Raw genomic sequence first — 22,093 nt, 5'->3', positions numbered from 1 at the left:
GCGGCGGGCTCAGCGTCGAGCGCCCCCGGCCGGTGCCAGGTCGACCGCGGGCGGCGGCCACCCCACGCCGAGGCTCTCGGCGAGCCCGGCGACGCCGTCGTCGGTGACCTTCAGCGCGCGGTGCCCGGGCGACGAGCGCAGCCAGCCGTCCCGGTCGAACCGCGTGAGCAGCGCCGCGGCCAGCGGACCCGACAGGTGGTGGCGCTGCTCGGTCCAGTCGACGCAGCAGCGCACCGCCGCCAACCCCTCCGGCACGGCGACCCCGAGACCGTCGAGACCCTCCCGCCCGGCCGGGGTGAGCTGATAGGCGCCGTCCTCGGAGACGTATCCGGGCAGCTGGTGACCCTGCCGGCGGGTCAGGTCAGGCGTGCCGTCCGAGCCGGAGATCCAGCCGCGGTCGCGCAGGGCGTCGGTGACGGCGACGCCGAGGCGGCCGGCGAGGTGGTCGTAGCAGCGGCGGGCCATCCGCAGCGCGTGCGCCCGCGTGCCCTCGCGCAGCGACCGGACGGGGCGGGCCGGCGCGATCCGGCCGAGCACCTCGACCAGCCGGGCGACCTCGGGGCCGGCGAGGCGGTAGTAGCGGTAGCGGCCGGTCGCGACGACCTCGGTGAGCCCCCGCTCGGTCAGCTTGCCGAGGTGCCCGCTCGCGGTGGACGGGGCGACGCCCGCCTCGGACGCGAGCGTGCTCGCGGGCAGCGCGCGGCCGTCGGCGAGTGCGAGCAGCATGCGGCAGCGGGCGCGGTCGGCGAGCAGCTCGCCCACCGCGGCCATGTCGACGTCTCCCCCGGTGTGCATGTCGTCGACCGTAGGAGCCGGACGCTGCGGTGGGCGCCGAATCGTCGGGCGACGCTGGCAGCATGGAGGGCGTGGAGGTGCTGGCGAGCGAGGTGTGGCGCGCGCGGGACGCGGCGCACGCCGAGCGCGCCGACGCGCTGACCGCGGGGCACCGGGAGCGGAAGGCCCGCGGCGAGGCGCACCCCGTCGAGGACTTCCTCTACACCTACTACCCGACCCGCCCCAGCCGGCTGCGCCGCTGGCACCCCGGCGCCGGGGTGATCCTCGAGGACGCCGAGGAGCGCGCCGGCTGGCGGCACTACGTGGCGGACCGCGGTGGGACGAGGGTCGACCACGAGACCCTGCGCAACGAGCGCGGGGCGACCGTCACCTTCGTCGCCGCCCTGCTCCGGGCGACCGCGGAGCGCCCCGCCCAGCTCGGCTGCTTCGGTCTGCACGAGTGGGCGATGGTCTACCGCGACAGCGAGACCCGGCACGCCGTCCCGCTGCGCCTCGGTCCGGCCGGCACCGACGCGGTCGTCGAGTCCCACCGCATCCGCTGCTCGCACTTCGACGCCTACCGGTTCTTCACCGACGCCGCCGCGCCCCGCAACGCCGTCACGCCGACCCGCGCGCGCCAGGTCGAGCTCGAGCAGCCGGGCTGCCTGCACGCCGGGATGGACCTCTACAAGTGGGCCGACAAGCTCGGCCCCCTCGTCCCCGGCGAGCTGCTGCTCGACACGTTCACGCTCGCCCGCGACATCCGCGTGCTCGACATGCGCGCCTCGCCCTACGACCTCGCCTCCCTCGGCTACGAGCCCGTGTGCATCGAGACCCCGGAGGGCAAGGCCGCCTACACCGCCGCCCAGCAGGGGTTCGCGCAGCGCGGCGCCGACCTGCGGGAACGGCTCCTGGCGACCGTGTCAGGCGAGAGGGCGTGACGTCCGCACCGCCCCGATGCTCGCCGCGACGACCAGCGCGATCGCCAGCGCCGACACCACGGTGACCTCCTGGCCGAGGACGACGAACCCCGCCGTCGCGGCGATCGCCGGCGCGAGGCTCATGAGCACCGAGAACGTCGAGGTCGGCATCCGGCGCAGCGCGAGCAGCTCGAGGCTGTACGGCACGAGCGAGGACAGCAGCGCCACGGCGAACCCCCACCCGAGCACCACGGGGTCGACCATCGCCGCTCCGCCCGCCACCACGCCGAACGGCACCGTCAGCACGGCACCGACGGTCATCGCGAGCGCCAGCCCGTCGAGACGCTCGAAGCGCCCGCCGGCGTGCCGGGACGCGAGGATGTAGGCCGCCCACATCGTCGCCGCGCCGAGCGCGAACAGCGCGCCGGTGAGCGTGAGCCCGGTGAGCCCGGCCCGCCCGAGCAGCGCGACCCCGGCGAGCGCGAGCCCCGCCCACACCCAGCTCGACGCCCGGCGCGACGCGACGACCGAGAGCACGAGCGGGCCCAGCACCTCGAGGGTCACCGCGGCGCCGAGCGGGATGCGGGCGATGGCCTCGTAGATCAGCGAGTTCATGCCCGCGAGGGCCACACCGAAGACGGCGACGGCCGCCCAGTCGCGGCGCCCGAGGTGCCGGACCCGCGGCCGGCAGACCACCAGCAGCACCAGCGCCGCGAACGCCAGCCGCAGCGACACCGCGCCGACCGGGCCGACGCGCGCGAACAGCCCGGTGGCCGCCGTGGCGCCGAACTGCACGGAGAACTGGCCGACGAGGACCATGAGGACCGCGTCGGCACGTGTCCGTGTGCGCACCTCCGTCACGCCGCGACGCTGTCACGCCCTCAGCCGGCGCGCAGGTGATCGGGCGGCGGGTGCTCGACGCCCCCGGCCAGCCAGGTGCACAGGTCGTCGACGTCGGCGGGCTCGTGCAGCGGGCCGGCGACGACGGCCGGGCCGGTCGGGGCCCGCGCGTGGTCGCAGGGCTGGACCAGCACGAGCGCCCCGGCCCCGTGCGGCGCGGTGCCCTGCCCGCACGCCGAGGTCGTCAGGCACGACGCGCTGACCAGCATCCCGTGCGGGCACCGGCGCACGGCGCCGCGCAGCGCCTCGCTCACGTCCTCGCGACCGATCGCCGGGCGCTGGTGGTGCGGACAGTCCGCCGTGCCGCAGTAGACGGCGGTGAAGCCGACGGTGTCGGTCATCGCTCCCCCTCGGTGAACGCCTCGTCGACCACCCCGGGCAGCTCCGCGCACGGGTCGACGTGCCGGTGGGAGAACGGGTCGGGGAACCGGCGCCACGCCGGCTCCCCGAGCGCCAGCTCCTCGTCGGTGAGCAGCGCGGCGTCGAGCGCTTCGACGATCCCGGCCGGGTCGGCGTCATGGACGAGCACCACGAGCTGCTGCTCGCGGTCGCCGAAGCGCTCGTCCCAGCGCAGGGCCGCGGCGGCCCGGCGCTCGTCGTGGACGTCGTCCCAGTCCTCGGAGCCGGCCAGCCAGGTCCCCGCGACCCCGATCTGCAGCGCGCCGCCCGCGGACTCCAGCCACAGCACGTGCTCGGGCTGCGAGGCCACCCAGACCCGTCCGCGGACCCGGATCGTGCCGTGCAGCAGGACGTCGATCGCGGTGTGCAGGCGCTCCGGGTGGAAGGGTCTGCGGTGCCCGACGTGCAGCATCGAGACCCCGGCGTCGCGCGCGAGCGGCGGCTCGCCGCGCAGCAGCGGCGCGTGCGCGTCCTCGGGGACGCCGCGGCGGGCGTCGTCGCGCAGGTCCGCGAGCCGGGTGACGATCTCCGCGCCCAGCTCGACGGCGATCTCCGGCGCGCTGCCGGGCGGGTCGGCGACGGTCAGGCGTTCCGCGCGCGGAGCCAGGCGGTCGAGCACGGCCTCGAGGCGCACGCGGTCCCACGGCGTCGGGCAGCGCCCGGCGACGACGAGGACGTCGGCGAACTCGGCCTGCGCGACCACCATCTGCGCGACGGTGCGCTCGTCGTCGGCGGTGAGCCCGAGCCCCCGCTCGACGAGCGCGTCGTCACCGCCGGCGTCGTCGAGCCACGTCTCCGCGTCGACCACGCCGACCACACCGCGCAGCGCGAGCACCTCGGTGACCGGGGCGTCGGCGCCGTCGGGCACGAGCACGTGCAGCGCCTCGGCGACCGCCTCGGGCTCCATGCCCGGGTCGAGCAGCAGCACGACGTGGCGCACGGCGGGATCGCGGGCGAGGCGCAGCAGCAACGGCAGCAGGTCCTCGCGCAGCGTGCAGGCCACGCACCCGTGCGCGAGCTCGAGCACGGCGTCGCACGCCCCGTCGTCGTCGACCATCCGCCGGTGCACGACGCCCTCGCCGAGTCCGCGCAGGTCAGGGGCGACGAGCACCCCGCGTGGACCCCGGAGCGACGCCGCCACCGCGGCCGTGGCCGCGCGGTCGGCACCGCACACCAACGTCAGTCCGGTCTCCGGACCCTCGGGCATAGGACTCCCCTCTCGAGCGTTAGTGTGAACGATAATCATTGTCGACAAGGAGGGGAACCATGGCCCGCAACGACATCCGCCCGATCATCAAGCTGCGCTCGACCGCCGGCACCGGCACGACGTACGTGACCCGCAAGAACCGCCGCAACGACCCCGACCGGCTCGTGCTGCGCAAGTACGACGCCCGCGTGGGGCGTCACGTCGACTTCCGCGAGGAGCGCTGACGATGGCGCGCCGCTGCCAGGTCACCGGACGCTCGCCCGGCACGGGGCGGAACGTCTCGCACTCGCACGTCCGCACCCCGCGGCGGTTCGGGGTCAACGTCCAGGACCGCCGCTACTGGGCGCCCAGCCTCGGCCGGCACGTCCGGCTGCGGCTGTCCGCGAAGGGGATCAAGGTCGTCGACCGCGACGGCATCGACGCCGTCGTGGCCCGCCTGCGCGCGGCCGGGGAGAAGGTCTGAGATGGCGAAGAAGTCGAAGATCGCCGCGAACGCGCGTCGACGGGAGATCGTCGCGCGGTACGCCGAGCGGCGCGCGGAGCTGACCGCACTGATCAGGCACCCGGCGACGTCCGAGGACGCCCGGGCGTCCGCCCAACGGGAGCTGCGCGCCCAGCCGCGGGACGCCAGCGCGACGCGGGTCCGCCACCGCGACGCTGTCGACGGCCGACCGCGCGGGTACCTGCGCGCGTTCGGGCTCTCGCGGGTACGGGTGCGCGAGTACGCCCACGCCGGCTTCCTGCCGGGCGTGACGAAGAGCAGCTGGTGAAGGAGAACCCATGAAGGTCCGCGCCTCGCTGAAGGCCCTGAAGCAGAAGCCGGGATCGAGCGTCGTGCGCCGGCACGGCAAGGTCCTGGTGATCAACAAGCAGCACCCGAAGTGGAAGGCGCGCCAGGGTTAGGCCTGGTCGGCCGGGGTGTCGGTGACCCGCAGCAGCAGGGCGACGAACGCGTCGGCGTGGAGCCGCCCGCCGCTGCGGGGCACCTCGCCCCGGCGCTCGTCGTCGTCCACGAGCTCGCCGGCCACGCGCTCGAGGGCGCGCATCAGCGGGTCGGCCAGGTCGGGCGGCACCTCGCCGAGCAGCTCGAGCGAGCCGTCGTCGCGGCGCTGCGTGGACAGGTGCGAGAGGGCGCGGCGCAGCACCCGGCGGGGCTCGCCGGCCACCAGGTCGTCGTCGGGGGCGGTCATGCGGACTCCTCCTCGGCCTCGGTCACCTCGTCCAGCAGCGCCGACCAGAACCGCAGCGCGGCGTGCTCCATCTCCAGGCCGAGGCGCAGGGTGATCATGCGCTTGGCAACGGCGTCGAGATCGGCATACCGGCCCTGCATGTCCTCGTAGACCGCGATGCGCTCGCGGTGCGCGGCGACCTGCTCGCGGGCCAGCCGCGCGACGTCGTCCTGCTCGCCGACCTCGTTGAAGAACAGCTTGAGCTCGGCGATGTCGCGCATCTGGAAGTGCTCGGGCGTGGGCTCGGCGAGCCAGGAGCGCAGCTCGGCCAGCCCCTGGTCGGTGAGCCGGTAGGTGCGCCGGCGCCGCCCGTCGGGCTCCGTCTCGGCGTCGAGCAGGCCGAGCTCGACCAGCCGCTGCGGCTCCGAGTAGAGCTGCGCGTGCGGGAAGTGCCAGAAGTAGCCGATGGAGCGCCCGACCGCCCGCTTCAGGTCGTAGGACGTGGACGGCCCGCGCAGCGCGATCGTCCCGAGGACGACGTACGAGGTCGGGGAGAGCCGGTCGGCCACGACCACGGAGCGTACCGATCCTTGCTGCCTCGCGGTACGTCCCATACCGTCCGAAACAGATGGTATGCGGCGGAGCATGATCGGGAGGCGGCGGCCGATGGATCTGGCGACGGTCTGGGCGTGGGCGGTCGAGCGGTTCCCGACGCGACGCGCCGTCGGCGGCCCCCGCCCGATGACCTTCGCCGAGTGGGACGCCCGCACCGCCCGCCTCGCGCACACCCTGCTCGCGCTCGGCGTCCGCCGCGGCGACCGTGTCGCCCTCGTCCTGCACGGCGGTGAGCCGGCGGCGTCGCTGCACCTCGCCGCCCAGCGCCTCGGTGCCGTCGCCACGCCGCTCTCGCCGCGCTTCGGGCCGCCCGAGCTCGCGCACTGCCTCGCCGACGCCGCCCCGGCGCTCGTCGTCAGCGAACCCGCGACCGAGGAGGCGACCGCCGCGGCCCTCGCCGACGAGCGCATCCGGCCGGTCGCGCACCTCGACCTCGAGCAGGTCGAGCGCCAGTCCCTCGACCGGCCCGACTCCGCGCCGTCCGACCCGCCGCGCCCGGACGACGTCAGCGTCATGCTCTACACGTCGGGCACCACGGGCCGACCGAAGGGCGTGCCGCGCACCCACCGCGCCGAGCACGCCGCGGCCGTCGCCCACCTCGTGCAGACCGGCGGACGCCCGGGCGACGTCGTGCTCGGGGTGATGCCGCTGTTCCACACGATGGGCGTGCGGACCCTGCTCGCGACGATCGTCGCCGGCGGGACGTGGGTGCCCCAGGCCCGGTTCGACGCGGCGGAGGCGGCCGAGCTGATCGCGCGCGAGCGGGTCACGTCGCTCTACCTCGTGCCGACCATGTACTGGTCGCTGCTGCGCGACGCCGACCCGGCTGCGCTCGCCGCGGTGCGCCGGCTCGCCTACGCGGGCGCGCCGATGGCCCCGGCGCTGGCCGAGCGCCTGGTCGACGCCGTGGCGCCCGAGGCGTTCGTCAACCACTTCGGCTCGACCGAGATCTACACCTTCACGATCGGCCCGGACGTCGCGGCGAAGCCCGGCTGTGCGGGGCGGGCGGGGATGTTCAGCCGCGTCCGGCTCGTCGACCCCTCCCCCGGCGCGGGTCCCGACGACGAGGTGGCGCCCGGCGAGCAGGGGCAGGTCGCGGTGTCGATGGCGAGCCCCGAGGCGTTCGCCGGCTACTGGCTGCGCCCGGACGCGACCGCCAGGGCCGTCCGCGGCGGCTGGTACTTCACCGGCGACCTCGCGGTGGCCGACGAGGACGGCGACCTGTGGGTGGCCGGTCGCGTCGACGACATGATCAACACGGGCGGCGAGAACGTGTACCCCGACGAGATCGAGGCCGCGCTCGTGCGCTGCCCGGCGGTGGCCGACGTCGTGGTGGTCGGGCTCCCGGACGAACGGTGGGGGCAGGCGGTCACGGCGTTCGTGGTGCCGGCGGCCGGGGTGGCGCCGGCGGACGCGGTGGTCGCGGCCGACCGGTGGGGCCACGACGCCCTGCCCTCGCTGCGTCGCCCGAAGCGCGTGATCGCGGTCGACGCGGTCCCCCGCTCCGCGGTCGGCAAGACGCTGCGCCGGGTGCTCGTCGGCGGCGACTACACGGCGCTCGCGGACAGCGCCGCCCCCGTTCCGAGCGAAGGGCACCTTCGCTCACCTAGATCGAGCGATGGTGCCCTTCGCTCGGATCGGGGGACGGCGTGAGCCGGGCCCCCGCACGGGACGAGGACGCCGCGCTGGTGACCGGCGCCGCGCGGTTCCTCGACGACCTCGATCCCCTGCCCGGCACGCTCGTCGCCGCCGTGGTGCGCAGCCCGCACCCGCACGCGCGCATCCGTTCGGTGGACCTGGAGGCCGCCCGCGCCCACCCCGGCGTCGCCGCGGTCATCGGGCCGGACGAGGTGCGCGCGGCCGTGCGCCCGTTCCCGCTCTCCACGTCGACGCCGATGCCCTACCTGCCCTCGGCCGTCGACGTCGCGCGCTACGTCGGCGAGCCCGTCGCGGTCGTCGTCGCGAGCGACCGCTACGTCGCCGAGGACGCGTGCGAGCTCGTCGAGGTCGACTACGAGCCGCTCGACGTCGTCGTCGACACGCGGGCGGCGCTGACGGACGAGGCGGTCCTGCTGCACCCGGAGGCGGGCACGAACATCGCCACCGACCGGACGTTCTCGTTCGGCGACGTCGACGGGGCGTTCGAGCGGGCCGACCACGTGGTGCGCGGCGAGTACACGTTCCCGCGCTACTCGTCGGTGCCGATGGAGTGCTACGGCGTGGTCGCGCACTGGGGCGTCGAGACCGTCGAGGTGTGGGCGAACTTCCACGGGCCGTTCACGATGGTCCCGGTCGCCGCCGGGGCGCTCGGCGTGCCGGTGTCGCGGTTCCGGCTGCACGTGCCCGCCGACATCGGGGGCAGCTTCGGGATCAAGTCCGGCATCTACCCCTACGTGGTGCTGATGGCGCTCGCGTCGCGGCACGCCGGGCGCCCGGTGCGCTGGACCGAGGACCGGGTCGAGCACCTGCTGGCGAGCTCGTCGGGCGCGGGGCGGGTGATGGCGTTCGAGGCCGCGGTGTCGTCCGGGGGCGCCGTGGAGGCCCTGCGCGTCGACCTCGTCGACGACGTCGGCGCCTACCTGCGCCCGCCCGAGCCCAGCACGCTCTACCGCTGCTTCGGCAACATCACCGGCGCCTACGACGTGCCCGCCGTCGGGATCCGCGCCCGCGCCGTCGTCACCAACCGCGCGCCGACCGGCCTCAACCGGGGCTTCGGCGGCCAGCAGCTCTACTTCGGGCTCGAGCGGCTGATGGACGCCGTCGCCGCGCGGACCGGGCTCGACGTCGCCGAGGTGCGCCGCCGCAACCTCGTGCGCTCGTTCCCGCACCGGACGCCGACCGGCGGGCTCTACGACTCCGGCGACTACCCCGGCGCGCTCGACCTGCTGCTCGCCAAGGGCGGCTACGACGAGCTGCGCTCCCGGCAGGTCCAGGCCCGCGCCGAGGGTGCGTACTACGGGGTCGGGCTCGCGCTGGTCGTCGACCCGTCCGGCACCAACATCGGCTACGTCGGACTGGCGACACCGGCGCCGGAGCGCAAGCCCGGGCGTGACAAGTCCGGGTCGACCGAGATCGTGCGTGCGTCGGTGGACCTGCAGGGCGTGGTGACGGTGCTGCTCGGCTCGGTCCCGCAGGGCCAGGGGCACGCGACGGTGGCGCGCCGGGTCGCGGCGGCGCGGCTGGGGCTGCCGGTGGAGCAGGTGCGCGCGGTCGTCGACATGGACACCGCGTCGACGCCGTGGACGGTGACCTCGGGGAGCTACTCGTCGCGCTTCGCGCCGCTGGTGACGAGCGCGGTGGTGGCGGCGGTGGACCGGCTCGCGGAGACGGTGTGGGCGGGGGCGTCGGTGCTGCTGGGGGTTCCGCCCGAGGGCCTGGAACTGGCGGACGGGTCGGTGCGGGACCCGGCGTCCGGCGCGTCGTGCCTGTTCCGGCACGCGGCCGGGGTCGTGCACTGGGACCCGGGCTCGCTGCCGGCGGGGGCGCCGGCACGCCTCGCGACCGAGGGCGAGTTCGTGCCGCCCGAGGCGGTCGCGGCGACGGCGGAGGACAGGATCAATTCGTCGCTCTGCTACGGGTTCGTCGCCGAGATGGTGGGCGTGCGGATCGACCCGGACACGCTGGTCGTGACGCTGGACCGCGTGGCCACCGTCCACGACGCGGGCACGATCCTCGACCCGGTGCTGCTCGAGGGGCAGGTGCTCGGGGCGCTCGTGCACGGGCTGGGCGGCGCGGCGTACGAGGAGTTCCGTTACTCCCCCGCGGGCCAGCCGACGTCGGCGACGTTCCTCGACTACCTCTGCCCGACCAGCGCCGAGACCGCGTTCGACCTGGTCTCCGACCACGTGTCGTCGCCGTCGCCGCTCACCCCGCTCGGCGCGAAGGGCTGCGGCGAGGGCAGCTCGATGAGCCTGCCGGTGGCCTACGCCAACGCCGTCGCCGACGCCCTGGCCCCCGCCGGCGTCGCCATCGACTCCCTGCCCCTGCACGGTTCCGTGATCCACGAACTCCTCTGTGAGCGAACTTCCGGGCTATAGCACCAACGTTCGCTCACATACGACAGATGGAGGAATCCAGTCCATGGCATTGACCGGTGGCGAGGTCCGGCTCGAGCGGTCGCACGACGGCCGCGTCGCGGACGTGACGCTGTCCCACGGGCCGTTCACGGTGATCACCTGGGAGATGCGCCGGCTGATGGCCGAGCGCTTCGCCGAGATCGACCGCGACGCGGACGTGCAGGTCGTCGTCATCCGCTCCGACGGCGAGCACTTCTCCTCGGGCGGGGACATCGCCGGGTTCATGGAGGTCGACCCCATCGACTTCACCGACCTCGGCCACGACGTCACCGCGCCGTCGCGCAGCCCCAAGCCGGTGATCGTCGCCGTCGACGGCTACGCGTTCGGGGTCGGCCTCGAGCTGGTGCTGTCCTGCGACATCCGCCTCGCCACCGAGCGCAGCCGCTTCGCGCTCCCCGAGATGAACCTGGGCATGATCCCGGGCTCCGGCGGGACCCAGCGCCTCGCGCGGCTGATCGGCATCTCGCGGGCCAAGCACCACATCATGACCGCGAAGCGGATCAGCGGGCAGGAGGCCGCCGACTGGGGCGTCGTCGCCGAGCTGCACCCCGACCGCGAGGCGCTCGACAAGGCCACCGAGGCGCTCGTGACCAAGCTGCTCGGCTTCTCCCCGCTCGCCCTGCGCGCCGCGAAGGAGGTGCTCGACCGCGGGATCGACGCGCCGCTGTACTCGGGCATCGAGCTCGAGCGGAAGGCCTACGCCATGTTGCGCTCGAGCCACGACTTCGCCGAGGGCGTCGCGGCGTTCGGCGAGAAGCGCACACCGAGGTTCTCCGGGCGATGAAAGCGGCTCCGTTCGCCTACTGCCGCCCCGACAGCGTCGACGAGGCGGTGGACGTGCTCGCGGGCGGGGACGCGAAGGTCCTCGCCGGCGGCCAGTCGCTGGTGCCCGTGCTGGCGATGCGCCTGGGCCGGCCCGGCACGCTGGTGGACATCACGCGGTTGCCGGGGCTGGACTCCCTGGTGATCGAGGACGGGCAGCTGCACGTCGGCGCGGCCGTGCGTCAGCGGACGATCGAGCGGTCGGCGCACGTCGCGTCCGTCCCCCTCGTCGCCCGCGCCCTGCCCTTCGTCGGGCACCGCGAGCTGCGCAGCCGCGGCACGGTCTGCGGGAGCCTCGCCCACGCCGACCCGGCCGCCGAGCTCCCCGCGGTCGCGGCGTGCCTCGGGGCGTCGGTGCTGGTCCGGGGACCGCGGGGCGACCGGGTCGTCGACGCCCGGGAGTTCGTCACCGGGGCCATGACGACGGCCGTCGGCCCCGACGAGCTCGTCACCGGCGTCCGCTTCCCCGTCGCGCGCGACGGCGAGGGCTTCGGGTTCGCCGAGATCGCCCGCCGGCACGGTGACTTCGCGCTGGCCGGGGTGGCGGTGCGGGTGCGGGGGGACGAGGCGACCCTCGCCGCCTTCGGGGTCTCGGACCGGCCCGTGGTCCGCGAGCTGACGCTCGACGACCCCACGGAGTCCGCCCTCCGCCCGACGACCGACGCGCTCGCCGCCGACATCGTCGACACCGACGGCGACGCCCACGGCTCGCGCGGCTACCGCGCCCGCCTGCTGGGGGTGCTCGCCGCGCGGGAGCTCGCCCGCGCGCACCGGGAGGCCCACCGATGAGGGGCCTCCACGTCGCCGCCGACGCGACCGTCGACGTGACCCTGACCGTCAACGGGCGGACCGTCACGGTCGCCGTGTCCCCGCGCACCACGCTCTCCGACGTCCTGCGCGACCGCCTCGGGCTCACCGGCACCCACGTCGGCTGCGAGCACGGCGTCTGCGGGATGTGCACGGTGCTCCTCGACGGCGAGGCCGTGCGCGCGTGCCTGCTGTTCGCGGTGCAGTGCGAGGGCGTGGCGCTGACCACGGTCGAGGGCCTCGGGAGCGCCGACGACCAGCACCCGCTGCAGGAGGCGTTCTCCCACCACCACGGCCTGCAGTGCGGGTTCTGCACGCCCGGGATGCTGATGAGCGCCTACGACCTGCTCGCCGGCGGCACGTACGCCGAGGACAACCTGCCCGAGGACATGTCCGGCGTGCTGTGCCGCTGCACCGGCTACCGCGGCATCCTCGCCGCCGTCGCCGACGTCGCCCGCGAGCACCCCGACGGCGTCCCCCCACCCCGCGCCGCCGTGCCCCCGGCGCTGGTCGGACGCTCGGGGAGTGTCAGCGTGGGGGCCACGCTGACGTCGGGTGAGAGGAAATCCGCCCGCTCGCCCGAGGAGATCACGGTGCCGTCGGGCCCGCCGACGGTCACGGTCGAGGTCCGGCGCGCGCTGGCGTCGCCCGTCGACGACGTCTGGACCGTGCTCGCCGACATGGACCGCCTCGCCGCGTGCCTGCCCGGCGCGGAGATGACCGCCGACCTCGGCGACGACCGCTACCGCGGGCGCGCCGTCGTCGCGCTCGGCCCGGTGTCGCTGCGCTTCGAGGGGCTCGCGCACGTCGTCGAGCGGGACGACACGAAGCGCCGCATGCGGGTGCTCGCCCAGGGCGCCGACCGCGGCGGCTCATCGACGCAGGCCGTCATCCGCCTCGCCGCCGACCCCGCCCCCGACGGCGGCACGACGCTGTGGGCCGACGCCGACGTGCACCTCACCGGGCGCATCGCCCAGTTCGGCCGGGCGCTCGCGGGCGACGTGTCACGGCGGCTGTTCGAGCAGTTCGCCGACGCCGTCGACGAGGCCGCGCGCACGGGCGAGGCGCCGACGAGGAGGTCGAGCCCGCTGCGGTTGCTGCTCGCAGGCCTCACGACGCGCCTCCGACGACTCCTTCAGCGCCCCCGGTAGCGCGGCGCCCGCTTCTCGGCGAAGGCCGCCGGGCCCTCGAGCGCGTCGTCGGTGCGCATGACCCGCACGAACGCCTCGTGCTCGCGCGCCATGGCCGTGTCGTGGTCCAGGCCCAGCCCGTCGAGCACGCGGGCCCGGGCCTCGCGCACGGCGAGCGGGCCCCGGTCGGCGATCGACCGGGCGAGCGTCAGGGCCACACCGAGCAGGTCGGGCAGCGCCACGACCCGGTTCACCAGGCCCACCCGGTGCGCCTCGGCGGCGTCGATCGGCTCGCCGGACAGGATCATCTCCATCGCCAGGCCCAGCGGCACCGCCCGCGGCAGCCGGACGGTCCCGCCGGCACCGGGGATGATCGCCCACTTGGTCTCGGCGAGCCCGAACGTCGCGTTCTCCGAGCAGAGCCGGATGTCGCAGGCGAGCGCCATCTCCAGCCCGCCCGCCAGCGCGTGCCCGTTGACCGCGGCGATCAGGGGCTTGGCCCGGTCGACGGCGGTGAAGCCCCCGAAGTTCCACGGCGGGTCCTCGCCGGCGCGCACCCGGTCGCGGTAGGTCGGGATGAGCCGCTTGAGGTCGGCGCCCGCCGAGAACGTCGTCTCGCCGGCGCCGGTCAGCACCGCGACGAGCTTCGACCCGTCGGCCTCGAACGCGGCGACGGCGTCGCCGAGCGCCTGCTGGTGCTCGGGGTCGAGGGCGTTGCGGGCCTCGGGGCGGTCGATGGTGAGGACGACGACGCGCGGGTCGTCGGCGTCGTCCTCGACGCGGATGGGCACGGCTCAGCGCCGCGCGAGCCGGCGCGCGGCGCCCGGGGAGGACACCGCGAGCCCGTAGTGCTCGAAGATCGCCGGCTCGTCCTCGGCGGCGAGCTCGCCGTCGGTGTCGATCGACGGGGCGTGCTTGGCGAGGTCCTTGCCGACCGTGACCCGCAGGTGGTCGGGCGCCACCGTCGCCCCGGCCAGCGGGACGAACGCCAGACGCCGGCGCCCGACGAAGCCCACGACGACCGTCGCGAACGCCGGCTCGTCGGTGACGGTGTCGACGTAGATCGCCTCGAGCGTGCCGATCTTCCCGTCGGCGGGGTCGACGACGGACTTGCCCTGCCAGTCGCGGATGTTCTCCGCCTCGAAGCCCATGCGCGGAGGTTAGCGGCGCGGCCCGTGCTTCCGCGCCAGCTCCGCTGCGCTGCGTGGCGTCGACAGGACGCGGACCGCGAGGTTCTCGGTGATGTTGAGCCGTGGCGTGTTCGCGCGGGCGCGCTCGGCGATCTGGCGCGGCGAGAGGCCCATGTCGGCGTAGAGCCGGACGATGTTCTCCTGGGCCGGGGTCCAGGTGGGCCGCACCGCACGCGCAGGTCGACGGGTGACGGGCCGTCGGGGCGCCGGTACCCGCGGCGGGGTGTCGACGTGCTCGGTCCCGAGACCCGTGTTCTTCTGCGCGAACTCGCCGGCGGCGGCACGCGCGGCGATCTCGGTGGTGCCGGCGACCCGGAAGGCGTCGCCGCTCTTGTTGACGGCCACCGCGGTGACCGTCGGGCCCCGGCGGAACCGCGCCTGGCAGTCCGGGGCCGTGCAGTAGGTGTATCCCAGCTCGGCGCGCTCCGCGGGGATCCCGCAGCCGCACCCGATGCAGTCGGTGCTCATGCTCACACCGATTCTACGCCTCGCGCTATACGAGTGCGGTGGCCGCGAGGGGGCTCGACGGCCCCGGGGAGCACGCGCGGCCCCGGGGCCGCTCAGCGCGACGTGGACGCGATCGTCGCGCTGCCCAGCACGACGTCGCCGCCGGGCTCCGGGCGGTAGAACACCACCGCCTGGCCGGGCGCGACACCCCGCAGCGGCTCGTCGAGGGTCACCTCGACGCCGTCGTCGTCGACGCGCACGGTCGCCGCCGCCAGCCCGCCGTGGGCGCGGACCTGGACGACGCAGTCGGTCGGGGCCTCCGCGAGCCACACCGGATCGGTGGCGTGCAGCGCCGTGACGTCGAGCTCCTCGGCCGGCCCGACGCGCACCGTGCGGCTCACCGGCTCGAGCCCGAGCACGTAGCGCGGACGGCCGTCCGGCGCCGGGCGGCCGATGCCGAGGCCGTGGCGCTGGCCGACGGTGAAGTCGTGGACGCCGCGGTGGTGGCCGACGACCTCGCCGTCCGGGCCGACCATCTCCCCCGGCGCCTCGTCGATCCGCTCGGCGAGGAAGCCCCGGGTGTCGCCGGAGGGGATGAAGCAGATGTCGTGGCTGTCGGGCTTCTCGGCGACCACGAGCCCGCGCTCGGACGCCTCGGCGCGGACCTCGGTCTTCGGGCTCCCGCCGAGCGGGAAGAGGGCGCCCGCGAGCTGGTCGGGGCGCAGGACGCCGAGGACGTAGGACTGGTCCTTGTCCGGGTCGGCGGCGCGGCGCAGCACGCCGTCGGAGAGCCGCGCGTAGTGCCCGGTGCCCACCGCGTCGAAGCCCAGCGCCCGGGCGCGCTCCAGCACCGCCGAGAACTTGATCTTCTCGTTGCACCGCAGGCACGGGTTCGGCGTGCGGCCCGCGGCGTACTCGGCGACGAAGGGCTCGACCACGTCGTCGCGGAACCGCGCGGCCATGTCCCAGACGTAGAACGGGATGTCGAGCACGTCGGCGCAGCGCCGGGCGTCGCGGGAGTCCTCCACCGAGCAGCAGCCGCGCGCGCCCTCGCGCATCGTGGCGGGCTTGGCGGAGAGCGCGAGATGGACGCCGGTGACGTCGTGCCCGGCGTCGCGCAGCCGCGCCGCCGCCACCGCCGAGTCGACGCCGCCGCTCATCGCGGCCAGGACCTTCATGGGCGGGGCCCACGTGAGTGGAATGGGTTGCCGGGGCAACCCATATCGCTCACCTGGCCGGAGGCCATCACGACCGCGCCAGCGCGTCGCCGGCGCGGCGGGCGCGCTCGACGACGGGGCCGATCGCCTCGACGACGGCGTCCACGTCGGCGGCCGTGGAGTTGTGGCCGAGGGAGAAGCGCAGGGAGCCGCGCGCGAGGTCCTCGTCGAGGCCCATGGCCAGCAGGACGTGGCTGGGCCGCGCGACGCCCGCGGTGCAGGCCGAGCCGGTGGAGCACTCGATGCCCCGGGCGTCGAGCAGCATGAGCAGGCTGTCGCCCTCGCAGCCGGGGAAGGACAGGTGCGCGTTGCCGGGCAGGCGCTCGCCGGGACGGTCCAGCGGCACCCCGTTGAGCCGGGCGTCCGGCACCTCGGCCATGACGCGGGCGACGAGGTCGTCGCGCAGCGCCGTCAGCGTCGTCGTGCGCCGGTCGACGTCGGCGACGGCGGCCCGCACCGCGGTCGCGAGGCTCATGGTGCCGGGCACGTCGAGCGTCCCCGAGCGGACGTCGCGCTCCTGTCCGCCGCCGTGCAGCAGCGGGGTGCAGGGGGTGTCGCGACGCAGGAGCAGGGCGCCGACGCCGACCGGGCCGCCGAGCTTGTGCCCGGTCAGCGACAGGGCGTCGACCCCGCTCGCGGCGAAGTCGACCGGCACCGCGCCGACGGCCTGCACCGCGTCGGTGTGGATCGGCACCCCGTGCGCGTGCGCCACCTCGGCGAGCGCCGCGACGTCGTTGACGGTGCCGACCTCGTTGTTGGCCCACATGACGCTCACGACGGCGACCTCGTGGCCGTGGTCGTCGAGCAGGGCCTTCAGCGCGGCGGGGTCCGCGCGGCCCTCCGCGTCGACGGCGAGGACGTCGAGGACGGCGCCCTCGTGCTCGGCGAGCCACTCCCCGGCGTCGAGGACCGCGTGGTGCTCCGCGGCGGACACGACGACGCGGGTGCGGCGCGGGTCCGCGGTCCGGCGGGCCCAGTACAGGCCCTTGAGGGCGAGGTTGTCGGCCTCGGTGCCGCCGGTGGCCAGCACGACCTCGGACGGCAGCGCGCCCACGGCCTGCGCGATCGTCTCGCGGGACTCCTCGATCGCGCGCCGCGCCCGCCGCCCCGCCGAGTGCAGCGACGACGCATTGCCGACGCGCCCGAGCGCCTCGGTGAGGGTTGCCGCCGCCTCGGGCAGCATCGGCGTGGTCGCCGCGTGGTCGAGGTAGGTCATCGACCGGCCAGCGTAATCCCCTCGTGCGCGGGCGGTCTCCCCACATCGATTCCGCCGCGGATGATCTGGTGACGCGACGTCGTGGAGCACTAGCGTCGCGGCCGGTCACGCCATCCGTTGCGGGAGGTCCCATGACCCGGCACGTGAGCGAGGAGACAGCCGGCTACTGGGCGCCGCAGTGCCCCGCCGGCGTGCACGACGACGCCGAGCACCGGCGCGACCACTTCGACCCGCTCTCGGAGGACCTCACGCGCGGCCGGTACGTGCGGGTGGCCGGGGCGATGGCGCAGCACTGCCCGGTGACGCGGACCGACGGGTTCGGTGAGGGCATCTGGACCGTCTCCGGCTACGCCGAGCTCCAGGACCTGCACCGCCAGGAGGACTCCGCGTTCTCGGCGTTCCCGGTGCTGCTCCAGCACTTCGGCAACACGCGCCCGATGATCCCGATGGAGTCCGACCCGCCGCTGCACCGGCAGTACAAGCAGATCATCGCCCCGCTGCTGTCCCGGGCGGTGCAGGCGGACAGGGAGCCCGCCTACCGCGCGATCGCCCGCGACCTCGTCGACCGCTTCGTCGACCGCGGCCGCTGCGAGGTGTTCGGCGAGCTGTGCAACCCGATGACCGCCCACGCGCTGATGGACGCGCTCGGGGTGCCCGGGCCCGACCGCGAGCGCCTCGCCGACCTCGCCGTCGCGCTCGTCCGGGGCCGCGCCGAGGGCGGGAACCAGGCCGACGAGATCTACGAGTACTTCACCGGCCTCGCCGCGGCCAAGCGCCGCGAGCCCGCCGACGACCTCGTCTCGGCGCTGACCACCGCCACCGTCGACGGGCGCCCGCTCACCGAGGAGGAGATCCTCGACTACTGCGTGATCCTGCTGCCCGCGGGCTTCGAGACGACCGCGAGCTCGATGAGCTTCGTGTTCCTGCTGCTCGCCGAGCACCCCGCGCTCCAGGACGAGCTGCGCCGCGCCCCGGAGCGCATCCCGGACGCCCTCGAGGAGCTCATGCGCCTCGCGACGCCGACGCGCTCGCACACCCGGACCGTGCTCACCGACACCGAGGTCGGCGGGCACCGGATGCGCGCCGGCGAGCGCGTCTACCTCAACTGGGCGGGCGCCAACCACGACCCGCGGACCTTCACCGACCCCGGGGCGCTCGACGTCGACCGGCGCCCCAACCGGCACATGGCCTACGGCTTCGGCCCGCACCTGTGCGTGGGGATGCACATGGCGCGCGCCGAGCTCAAGGTCGCCGTGGAGGAGGTGCTCGCCGCGATGGGCGACATCGCCGTCGAGGACCCGGCGGCCGTCGTCGAGGAGATCGGGACGACCTGGGCGCTCACGCACCTGCCGCTGACCTTCACGCCGCGCCGCTGAGACGAGCGAAGGGCACCTCCGCTCGAGTAGATCGAGCGAAGGTGCCCTTCGGTCAGGACAGCAGGCGCGCCTACGAGCTGCGCTTCTGGACCTCTTCGGTCAGCTGCGGGCTGATCGAGAACAGGTCGCCGACGACACCGAAGTCGGCGATCTCGAAGATCGGGGCCTCGGGGTCCTTGTTGACCGCGACGATCGTCTTCGAGGTCTGCATGCCGGCGCGGTGCTGGATCGCGCCGGAGATGCCGAGCGCGATGTAGAGCGACGGCGACACCGTCTTGCCGGTCTGCCCCACCTGGAACTGGTTGGGGTAGTAGCCGGAGTCGACGGCGGCACGCGAGGCGCCCACCGCGGCGTGCAGCGAGTCGGCGAGGGTCTCGACGACGTTGAAGTTGTCGGCCGACCCGACGCCACGGCCACCGGCGACGACGACGTTCGCCTCGGTGAGCTCGGGGCGGTCGCCGCCGACGATCGGCGAGCGGTTCGACACCTTGGCCGACGTGGCCTCGTCGATCGCCGGGACGTCGACGGTCTCCTGCGTGCCGGCGCCGGCCTGCTCCTCGATCTCGATGGAGCCGGAGCGCCACGAGATCACCGCGGTGTCGGTGGTCGCGCGGGACTGCACGGTGAAGGCGCCACCGAAGATCGAGTGGGTGCCCTCGCGCTGGCCGTCGACCTCGACGAGGTCGTTGAGCCAGCCGGAGTTGGTGCGCACGGCCAGGCGGCCGGCGACCTCGCGCCCGTCGGCGCCCGCGGCGATGAGGACGGCCGGCGGGGAGACCCGCTCGACCAGCGTCGCGAGGGCGTCGACCTGCGGCGTCGAGAGGTAGTTCACGGCGTCGTCGGACTCGGCGACGTAGACCTTCTCCGCACCGTGCGCCGCGAGGCCCTCGGCGAGCTTCGCCGCGGTGCCCGGGGTGCCGACGACGACGGCCGACGGCTCGCCCAGGCGGCGGGCCGCCGTGAGCATCTCGTAGGTGTTCTTCTTGATCTCCCCGTCGACGTGGTCGACGAGGACCAGGACCTCAGCCATGGGTTCTCCTCTTCGTGTCGGGGGTGATCAGATGAGCTTCTGGCCCACGAGGAACTCGGCGATCTTCGAGCCGCCGTCGCCCTCGTCCTCGACCTTCTGGCCGCCCGACTTCGGGGGCCGCGGGGCGAAGGAGTCGACCTGGACGAGCGAGCCGGCGAGGCCGACCTCGTTCGCATCCAGCCCGAGGTCGGAGATGCCGATCGCGTTCACCGGCTTCTTCTTCGCGGCCATGATCCCCTTGAACGAGGGGTAGCGCGGCTCGTTGATCTTCTCGCCCACGCTCACGACGGCGGGCAGCGCGGCGGTGACGTCGCAGGTGCCCTCGTCGGTCTCGCGTTTGACGCTCGCCGTCCCGTTCTCGACGGTCAGGGCGTTGGCGTGGGTCAGCGACGGCCAGCCGAGCACCTCGCCGAGCATCCCGGCCATCGCGCCGCTGCGGCCGTCGGTGGCCTCGTTGCCGGCCAGCACGAGCTGCACGTCGTCGACGGTGCCGATCGCCTTGGCCAGGATCCTGGCCGTGGTCACGGCGTCCGACCCGTGGATGGCCTCGTCGTTGACGTGGACGGCCTTGTCGGCGCCCATCGAGAGGGCCTTGCGGATGGCGTCGGTGGCGCGGTCCGGGCCCACGGTGAGCACCGTGACCTCCGCGTCGCCCGACTCCTTGATCTTGAGCGCCTCCTCGACGGCGCGCTCGTTGATCTCGTCGAGCACCGCGTCGGAGGACGCGCGGTCGAGGGTCTTGTCGGCGTCGGAGAGGGTGCGCTCCGACCAGGTGTCCGGCACCTGCTTGATCAGCACGACGATGTTCATGGGCCTTCTGCGACCTCCTGTGCTCGCGTCCGTCCCGGTGGGACGCTGTTACCGAGCAGTAAGATACCGATCGGTAACTTACCTACTGCCCTGACTCTCCCACGCCCCGTGCCCGGTGGCAGCGTGGCGTACACCTCTCTTGTTACTCGTCAGTAGGGTGTAGGGCCCTACCCACCGGTAACCCTGAGCCGCCCGATTCGGGCGATATCCTGGGGGTACTCGGGGCGGACAACCCGCCCCGCCGCACCGCAGGAGTCGTCGTGCCCGGTCTGTTCTCGAAGATCAGTGAGTTCCTGAAGAGCCCCCAGGGACGCAAGTACACCGACCAGGCCAAGCGCTACGCGCAGGACCCGAAGAACCGCCAGAAGGCGCAGGACGCGCTGAACAAGTTCCGCGGCAAGGGCGGCCAGGGCGGCGCCCACTAGTTCGGTAGGGCTCGGCACTAGGACGACGACGCGGGCTGCTCCGCCGGCGCCCGGCGGGGCAGCCGCGTCGCGCCGACGACGGCGACGAGGCAGAAGCCGAGCGTCCACCAGAACGTGTCGGCGAAGGCGAACGCGATCCCCGGCTCCCCCAGCGGCGCGCGCGCCGCGAGCCGGGTCTGCAGGATCACGGCGAGCACCGCGGTGCCCACGGAGCCCCCGAGGGTGTTGAGCAGGTTGAGCGCGCTCGACGCCCGCGGCAGCTGCGCGTGCGGCATCGACGAGTAGACGAGGCTCATCACCGGCGCCCCGATCATGCCGAGGCCCAGGCCCCGGACCAGCATCGACGCGACGATCAGCGGCTCCGGCGGCACGCTCCCGAGCTGGGTGAACAGCACCGTGCCGGCGGCGATCAGCCCGATCCCGGTGAGCACGAGGGTGCGCGGCGCCACCCGGTCCACGGTCCGGTTGACGACGATCGACCCGAGCGCGGCCCCGAGGCCCTGCGGGGCGAGCAGGAGGCCGGCCGCGAACGGGGTGAGGCCGCGCCCGAGCTGGAAGTACAGCGGCAGCAGGAACATCGCGCCGTACACCGAGGCGCCCAGCACGATCAGCGCGGCCGCGGCGGCCGCGAACGGCGGCCGGGTGAACAGCCGCAGGTCGATCAGCGGGACCCCGCGGGTGCGCAGGGCGTGCACGGCGTAGAGCCCCAGCATCACCACGCCGACGAGGCCGACGAGCACCGGCGCCGAGGTCACCGGGCGCCCGTTGCCGAGCTCGGTCAGGCCGAGCACCAGCACCGCGAGCCCCGGCGGGAGGAGCGCGGCGCCCAGCACGTCGAACTTCGTGCCCTGGGCGGCGGGCGGGTTGGGCGCCACGAACCGCAGGGCCAGCAGCGCCGCGACCAGGCCGATCGGGATGTTGACCCAGAACAGCCACGTCCAGTCGGCGACCGCGAGGATCGACCCCCCGATGACCGGCCCGAACACCGGCGAGAGCAGCGGGATGACGCCGACGATGCTGATGATGCGCCCGATGCGCTTCGGCCCGGCCTCCCGCGCCACGAGGGCCTGCCCGACCGGCGGCAGCAGCCCGCCACCGAGGCCCTGGATCACCCGGAACACGATGAGGCTGGCCGTCGACCACGCCATCGCGCAGAGCAGCGAGCCGACGAGGAACAGCACCACCGCGCCGATCCAGGTCCGGCGCCCGCCGAAGCGGTCGACGATCCAGCCCGACGACGGCACCGCCAGGGTCACGGCGAGCAGGTAGGCCGTCGTCACCCACTGGATCTCGGTGACCGACGCCCGGAACTCGGTCGCCAGGGTGTCGATGCCGACGTTGACGATCGTCGCGTCGAGCGTCGCCATGAACGTGCCGAGCACGAGCACGAACGCGGTGCGCAGCAGCCGCCCGTCGATCTCGGTCGGGTGCGCCGGCGGCTCGGTGTCGGACGCGGTCACGGGTCCTCCGGTAACTCTGGTGACACCGCTAAGGGTGACCTAACAACGACGGTCCCGCTGTGGCAGGGTCGTGATCGTCCGACCCCGTCGAGGAGGAGCTGCC

Annotated in this window: 26 protein-coding genes; 12 read left to right on the top strand and 14 right to left on the bottom strand. The window is 74.6% G+C overall.

Annotation, left to right across the window (positions count from 1 at the left end; genetic code table 11):
- Positions 1-9: 9 nt before the first annotated feature.
- The gene (locus EV188_RS03090; protein WP_133824729.1) at positions 10-795 is read right to left on the bottom strand and encodes an ArsR/SmtB family transcription factor; all 786 of its coding nucleotides are present in this window, start codon (positions 793-795) and stop codon (positions 10-12) included.
- A gap of 62 nt (positions 796-857) precedes the next feature.
- On the opposite strand from EV188_RS03090, the gene EV188_RS03085 reads away from it, so the two are divergent.
- Positions 858-1,715: a 3-methyladenine DNA glycosylase gene (locus EV188_RS03085; protein ID WP_133824728.1), complete on the top strand. Its 858-nt coding sequence runs from the start codon at positions 858-860 to the stop codon at positions 1,713-1,715.
- Here EV188_RS03085 and EV188_RS03080 read toward each other — a convergent pair.
- From EV188_RS03080 to mrf, 3 genes are read right to left on the bottom strand one after another with little or no spacing between them, the layout of a single operon-like run.
- Positions 1,698-2,555, bottom strand: coding sequence for an EamA family transporter (locus EV188_RS03080; protein WP_243741441.1), 858 nt, complete (start codon positions 2,553-2,555; stop codon positions 1,698-1,700). The genes EV188_RS03085 and EV188_RS03080 overlap by 18 nt on opposite strands.
- Before the next feature lie 20 nt (positions 2,556-2,575).
- Positions 2,576-2,935: a hypothetical protein gene (locus EV188_RS31345; RefSeq protein WP_166659693.1), complete on the bottom strand. Its 360-nt coding sequence runs from the start codon at positions 2,933-2,935 to the stop codon at positions 2,576-2,578.
- The gene (mrf, locus tag EV188_RS03070; RefSeq protein WP_133824727.1) at positions 2,932-4,200 is read right to left on the bottom strand and encodes a ribosome hibernation factor-recruiting GTPase MRF; all 1,269 of its coding nucleotides are present in this window, start codon (positions 4,198-4,200) and stop codon (positions 2,932-2,934) included. The genes EV188_RS31345 and mrf overlap by 4 nt, the downstream gene beginning before the upstream one ends.
- A gap of 59 nt (positions 4,201-4,259) precedes the next feature.
- On the opposite strand from mrf, the gene rpmG reads away from it, so the two are divergent.
- The 4 genes from rpmG to rpmJ are packed head-to-tail and all read left to right on the top strand — an operon-like array spanning position 4,260 to position 5,103.
- The gene (gene rpmG, locus EV188_RS03065) at positions 4,260-4,424 is read left to right on the top strand and encodes a 50S ribosomal protein L33 (RefSeq protein ID WP_133824726.1); all 165 of its coding nucleotides are present in this window, start codon (positions 4,260-4,262) and stop codon (positions 4,422-4,424) included.
- A 2-nt stretch (positions 4,425-4,426) separates the two neighbouring features.
- The gene (gene rpmB, locus EV188_RS03060; RefSeq protein ID WP_133824725.1) at positions 4,427-4,663 is read left to right on the top strand and encodes a 50S ribosomal protein L28; all 237 of its coding nucleotides are present in this window, start codon (positions 4,427-4,429) and stop codon (positions 4,661-4,663) included.
- Position 4,664: 1 nt separating this feature from the next.
- On the top strand, positions 4,665-4,970 hold the full coding sequence (gene rpsN / locus EV188_RS03055; RefSeq protein WP_133824724.1) for a 30S ribosomal protein S14: 306 nt from the start codon (positions 4,665-4,667) through the stop codon (positions 4,968-4,970).
- A gap of 10 nt (positions 4,971-4,980) precedes the next feature.
- The gene (gene rpmJ, locus EV188_RS03050) at positions 4,981-5,103 is read left to right on the top strand and encodes a 50S ribosomal protein L36 (RefSeq protein WP_133824723.1); all 123 of its coding nucleotides are present in this window, start codon (positions 4,981-4,983) and stop codon (positions 5,101-5,103) included.
- Here rpmJ and EV188_RS03045 read toward each other — a convergent pair.
- The gene (locus EV188_RS03045) at positions 5,100-5,390 is read right to left on the bottom strand and encodes a hypothetical protein (protein WP_133824722.1); all 291 of its coding nucleotides are present in this window, start codon (positions 5,388-5,390) and stop codon (positions 5,100-5,102) included. The two genes, rpmJ and EV188_RS03045, sit on opposite strands and share 4 nt — an antisense overlap.
- Complete coding sequence (locus tag EV188_RS03040) at positions 5,387-5,938, bottom strand: PadR family transcriptional regulator (protein WP_243741440.1); 552 nt, start codon at positions 5,936-5,938, stop codon at positions 5,387-5,389. Before EV188_RS03040 ends, EV188_RS03045 begins: the two co-directional genes overlap by 4 nt.
- 97 nt (positions 5,939-6,035) lie before the next feature.
- Between EV188_RS03040 and EV188_RS03035 the strand changes: the two genes are divergently transcribed.
- From EV188_RS03035 to EV188_RS03015, 5 genes are read left to right on the top strand one after another with little or no spacing between them, the layout of a single operon-like run.
- Entirely contained in the window at positions 6,036-7,637 is a 1,602-nt protein-coding gene (locus tag EV188_RS03035) for a class I adenylate-forming enzyme family protein (protein WP_133824720.1), read from the top strand.
- Complete coding sequence (locus EV188_RS03030) at positions 7,634-10,021, top strand: xanthine dehydrogenase family protein molybdopterin-binding subunit (RefSeq protein ID WP_133824719.1); 2,388 nt, start codon at positions 7,634-7,636, stop codon at positions 10,019-10,021. The genes EV188_RS03035 and EV188_RS03030 overlap by 4 nt, the downstream gene beginning before the upstream one ends.
- A gap of 43 nt (positions 10,022-10,064) precedes the next feature.
- Positions 10,065-10,844, top strand: a complete 780-nt coding sequence (locus tag EV188_RS03025) for an enoyl-CoA hydratase/isomerase family protein (RefSeq protein ID WP_133824718.1) — start codon at positions 10,065-10,067, stop codon at positions 10,842-10,844.
- On the top strand, positions 10,841-11,671 hold the full coding sequence (locus EV188_RS03020) for an FAD binding domain-containing protein (protein ID WP_133824717.1): 831 nt from the start codon (positions 10,841-10,843) through the stop codon (positions 11,669-11,671). The genes EV188_RS03025 and EV188_RS03020 overlap by 4 nt, the downstream gene beginning before the upstream one ends.
- Complete coding sequence (locus EV188_RS03015) at positions 11,668-12,840, top strand: xanthine dehydrogenase family Fe-S subunit (RefSeq protein ID WP_133824716.1); 1,173 nt, start codon at positions 11,668-11,670, stop codon at positions 12,838-12,840. Before EV188_RS03020 ends, EV188_RS03015 begins: the two co-directional genes overlap by 4 nt.
- Here EV188_RS03015 and EV188_RS03010 read toward each other — a convergent pair.
- From EV188_RS03010 to EV188_RS02990, 5 genes are all read right to left on the bottom strand, one after another.
- Positions 12,825-13,610 carry an enoyl-CoA hydratase/isomerase family protein gene (locus EV188_RS03010; protein ID WP_133824715.1) on the bottom strand — a complete coding sequence of 262 codons (786 nt, stop codon included), beginning with the start codon at positions 13,608-13,610 and terminating at the stop codon, positions 12,825-12,827. The genes EV188_RS03015 and EV188_RS03010 overlap by 16 nt on opposite strands.
- Before the next feature lie 3 nt (positions 13,611-13,613).
- Entirely contained in the window at positions 13,614-13,970 is a 357-nt protein-coding gene (locus tag EV188_RS03005; protein WP_133824714.1) for a PRC-barrel domain-containing protein, read from the bottom strand.
- Between the two features lie 9 nt (positions 13,971-13,979).
- Positions 13,980-14,477, bottom strand: a complete 498-nt coding sequence (locus EV188_RS03000) for a hypothetical protein (protein ID WP_133824713.1) — start codon at positions 14,475-14,477, stop codon at positions 13,980-13,982.
- Positions 14,478-14,569: 92 nt separating this feature from the next.
- Complete coding sequence (gene mnmA, locus EV188_RS02995; protein ID WP_133824712.1) at positions 14,570-15,634, bottom strand: tRNA 2-thiouridine(34) synthase MnmA; 1,065 nt, start codon at positions 15,632-15,634, stop codon at positions 14,570-14,572.
- Between the two features lie 67 nt (positions 15,635-15,701).
- Complete coding sequence (locus EV188_RS02990; protein WP_133824711.1) at positions 15,702-16,889, bottom strand: cysteine desulfurase family protein; 1,188 nt, start codon at positions 16,887-16,889, stop codon at positions 15,702-15,704.
- Positions 16,890-17,020: 131 nt separating this feature from the next.
- Between EV188_RS02990 and EV188_RS02985 the strand changes: the two genes are divergently transcribed.
- Positions 17,021-18,265, top strand: coding sequence for a cytochrome P450 (locus EV188_RS02985; RefSeq protein ID WP_133824710.1), 1,245 nt, complete (start codon positions 17,021-17,023; stop codon positions 18,263-18,265).
- A gap of 70 nt (positions 18,266-18,335) precedes the next feature.
- Here EV188_RS02985 and EV188_RS02980 read toward each other — a convergent pair whose 3' ends face one another.
- Entirely contained in the window at positions 18,336-19,295 is a 960-nt protein-coding gene (locus EV188_RS02980) for an electron transfer flavoprotein subunit alpha/FixB family protein (RefSeq protein ID WP_133824709.1), read from the bottom strand.
- A gap of 27 nt (positions 19,296-19,322) precedes the next feature.
- Positions 19,323-20,105 carry an electron transfer flavoprotein subunit beta/FixA family protein gene (locus EV188_RS02975; RefSeq protein ID WP_133824708.1) on the bottom strand — a complete coding sequence of 261 codons (783 nt, stop codon included), beginning with the start codon at positions 20,103-20,105 and terminating at the stop codon, positions 19,323-19,325.
- Between the two features lie 260 nt (positions 20,106-20,365).
- Between EV188_RS02975 and EV188_RS31340 the strand changes: the two genes are divergently transcribed.
- Entirely contained in the window at positions 20,366-20,530 is a 165-nt protein-coding gene (locus EV188_RS31340; protein ID WP_166659692.1) for a hypothetical protein, read from the top strand.
- A gap of 17 nt (positions 20,531-20,547) precedes the next feature.
- Here the strand turns inward: EV188_RS31340 and EV188_RS02970 are convergent, their stop codons facing one another.
- Positions 20,548-21,990: an MDR family MFS transporter gene (locus tag EV188_RS02970; RefSeq protein WP_243741439.1), complete on the bottom strand. Its 1,443-nt coding sequence runs from the start codon at positions 21,988-21,990 to the stop codon at positions 20,548-20,550.
- Positions 21,991-22,093 lie beyond the last annotated feature (103 nt).

Origin of the sequence: Actinomycetospora succinea (genome assembly GCF_004363095.1) — a bacterium.
In the GTDB taxonomy this organism is placed as follows: Bacteria; Actinomycetota; Actinomycetes; order Mycobacteriales; family Pseudonocardiaceae; genus Actinomycetospora; species Actinomycetospora succinea.
Note: the sequence above shows the minus strand (reverse complement) of the source record. Positions and strands in the feature narration are given on the sequence as shown.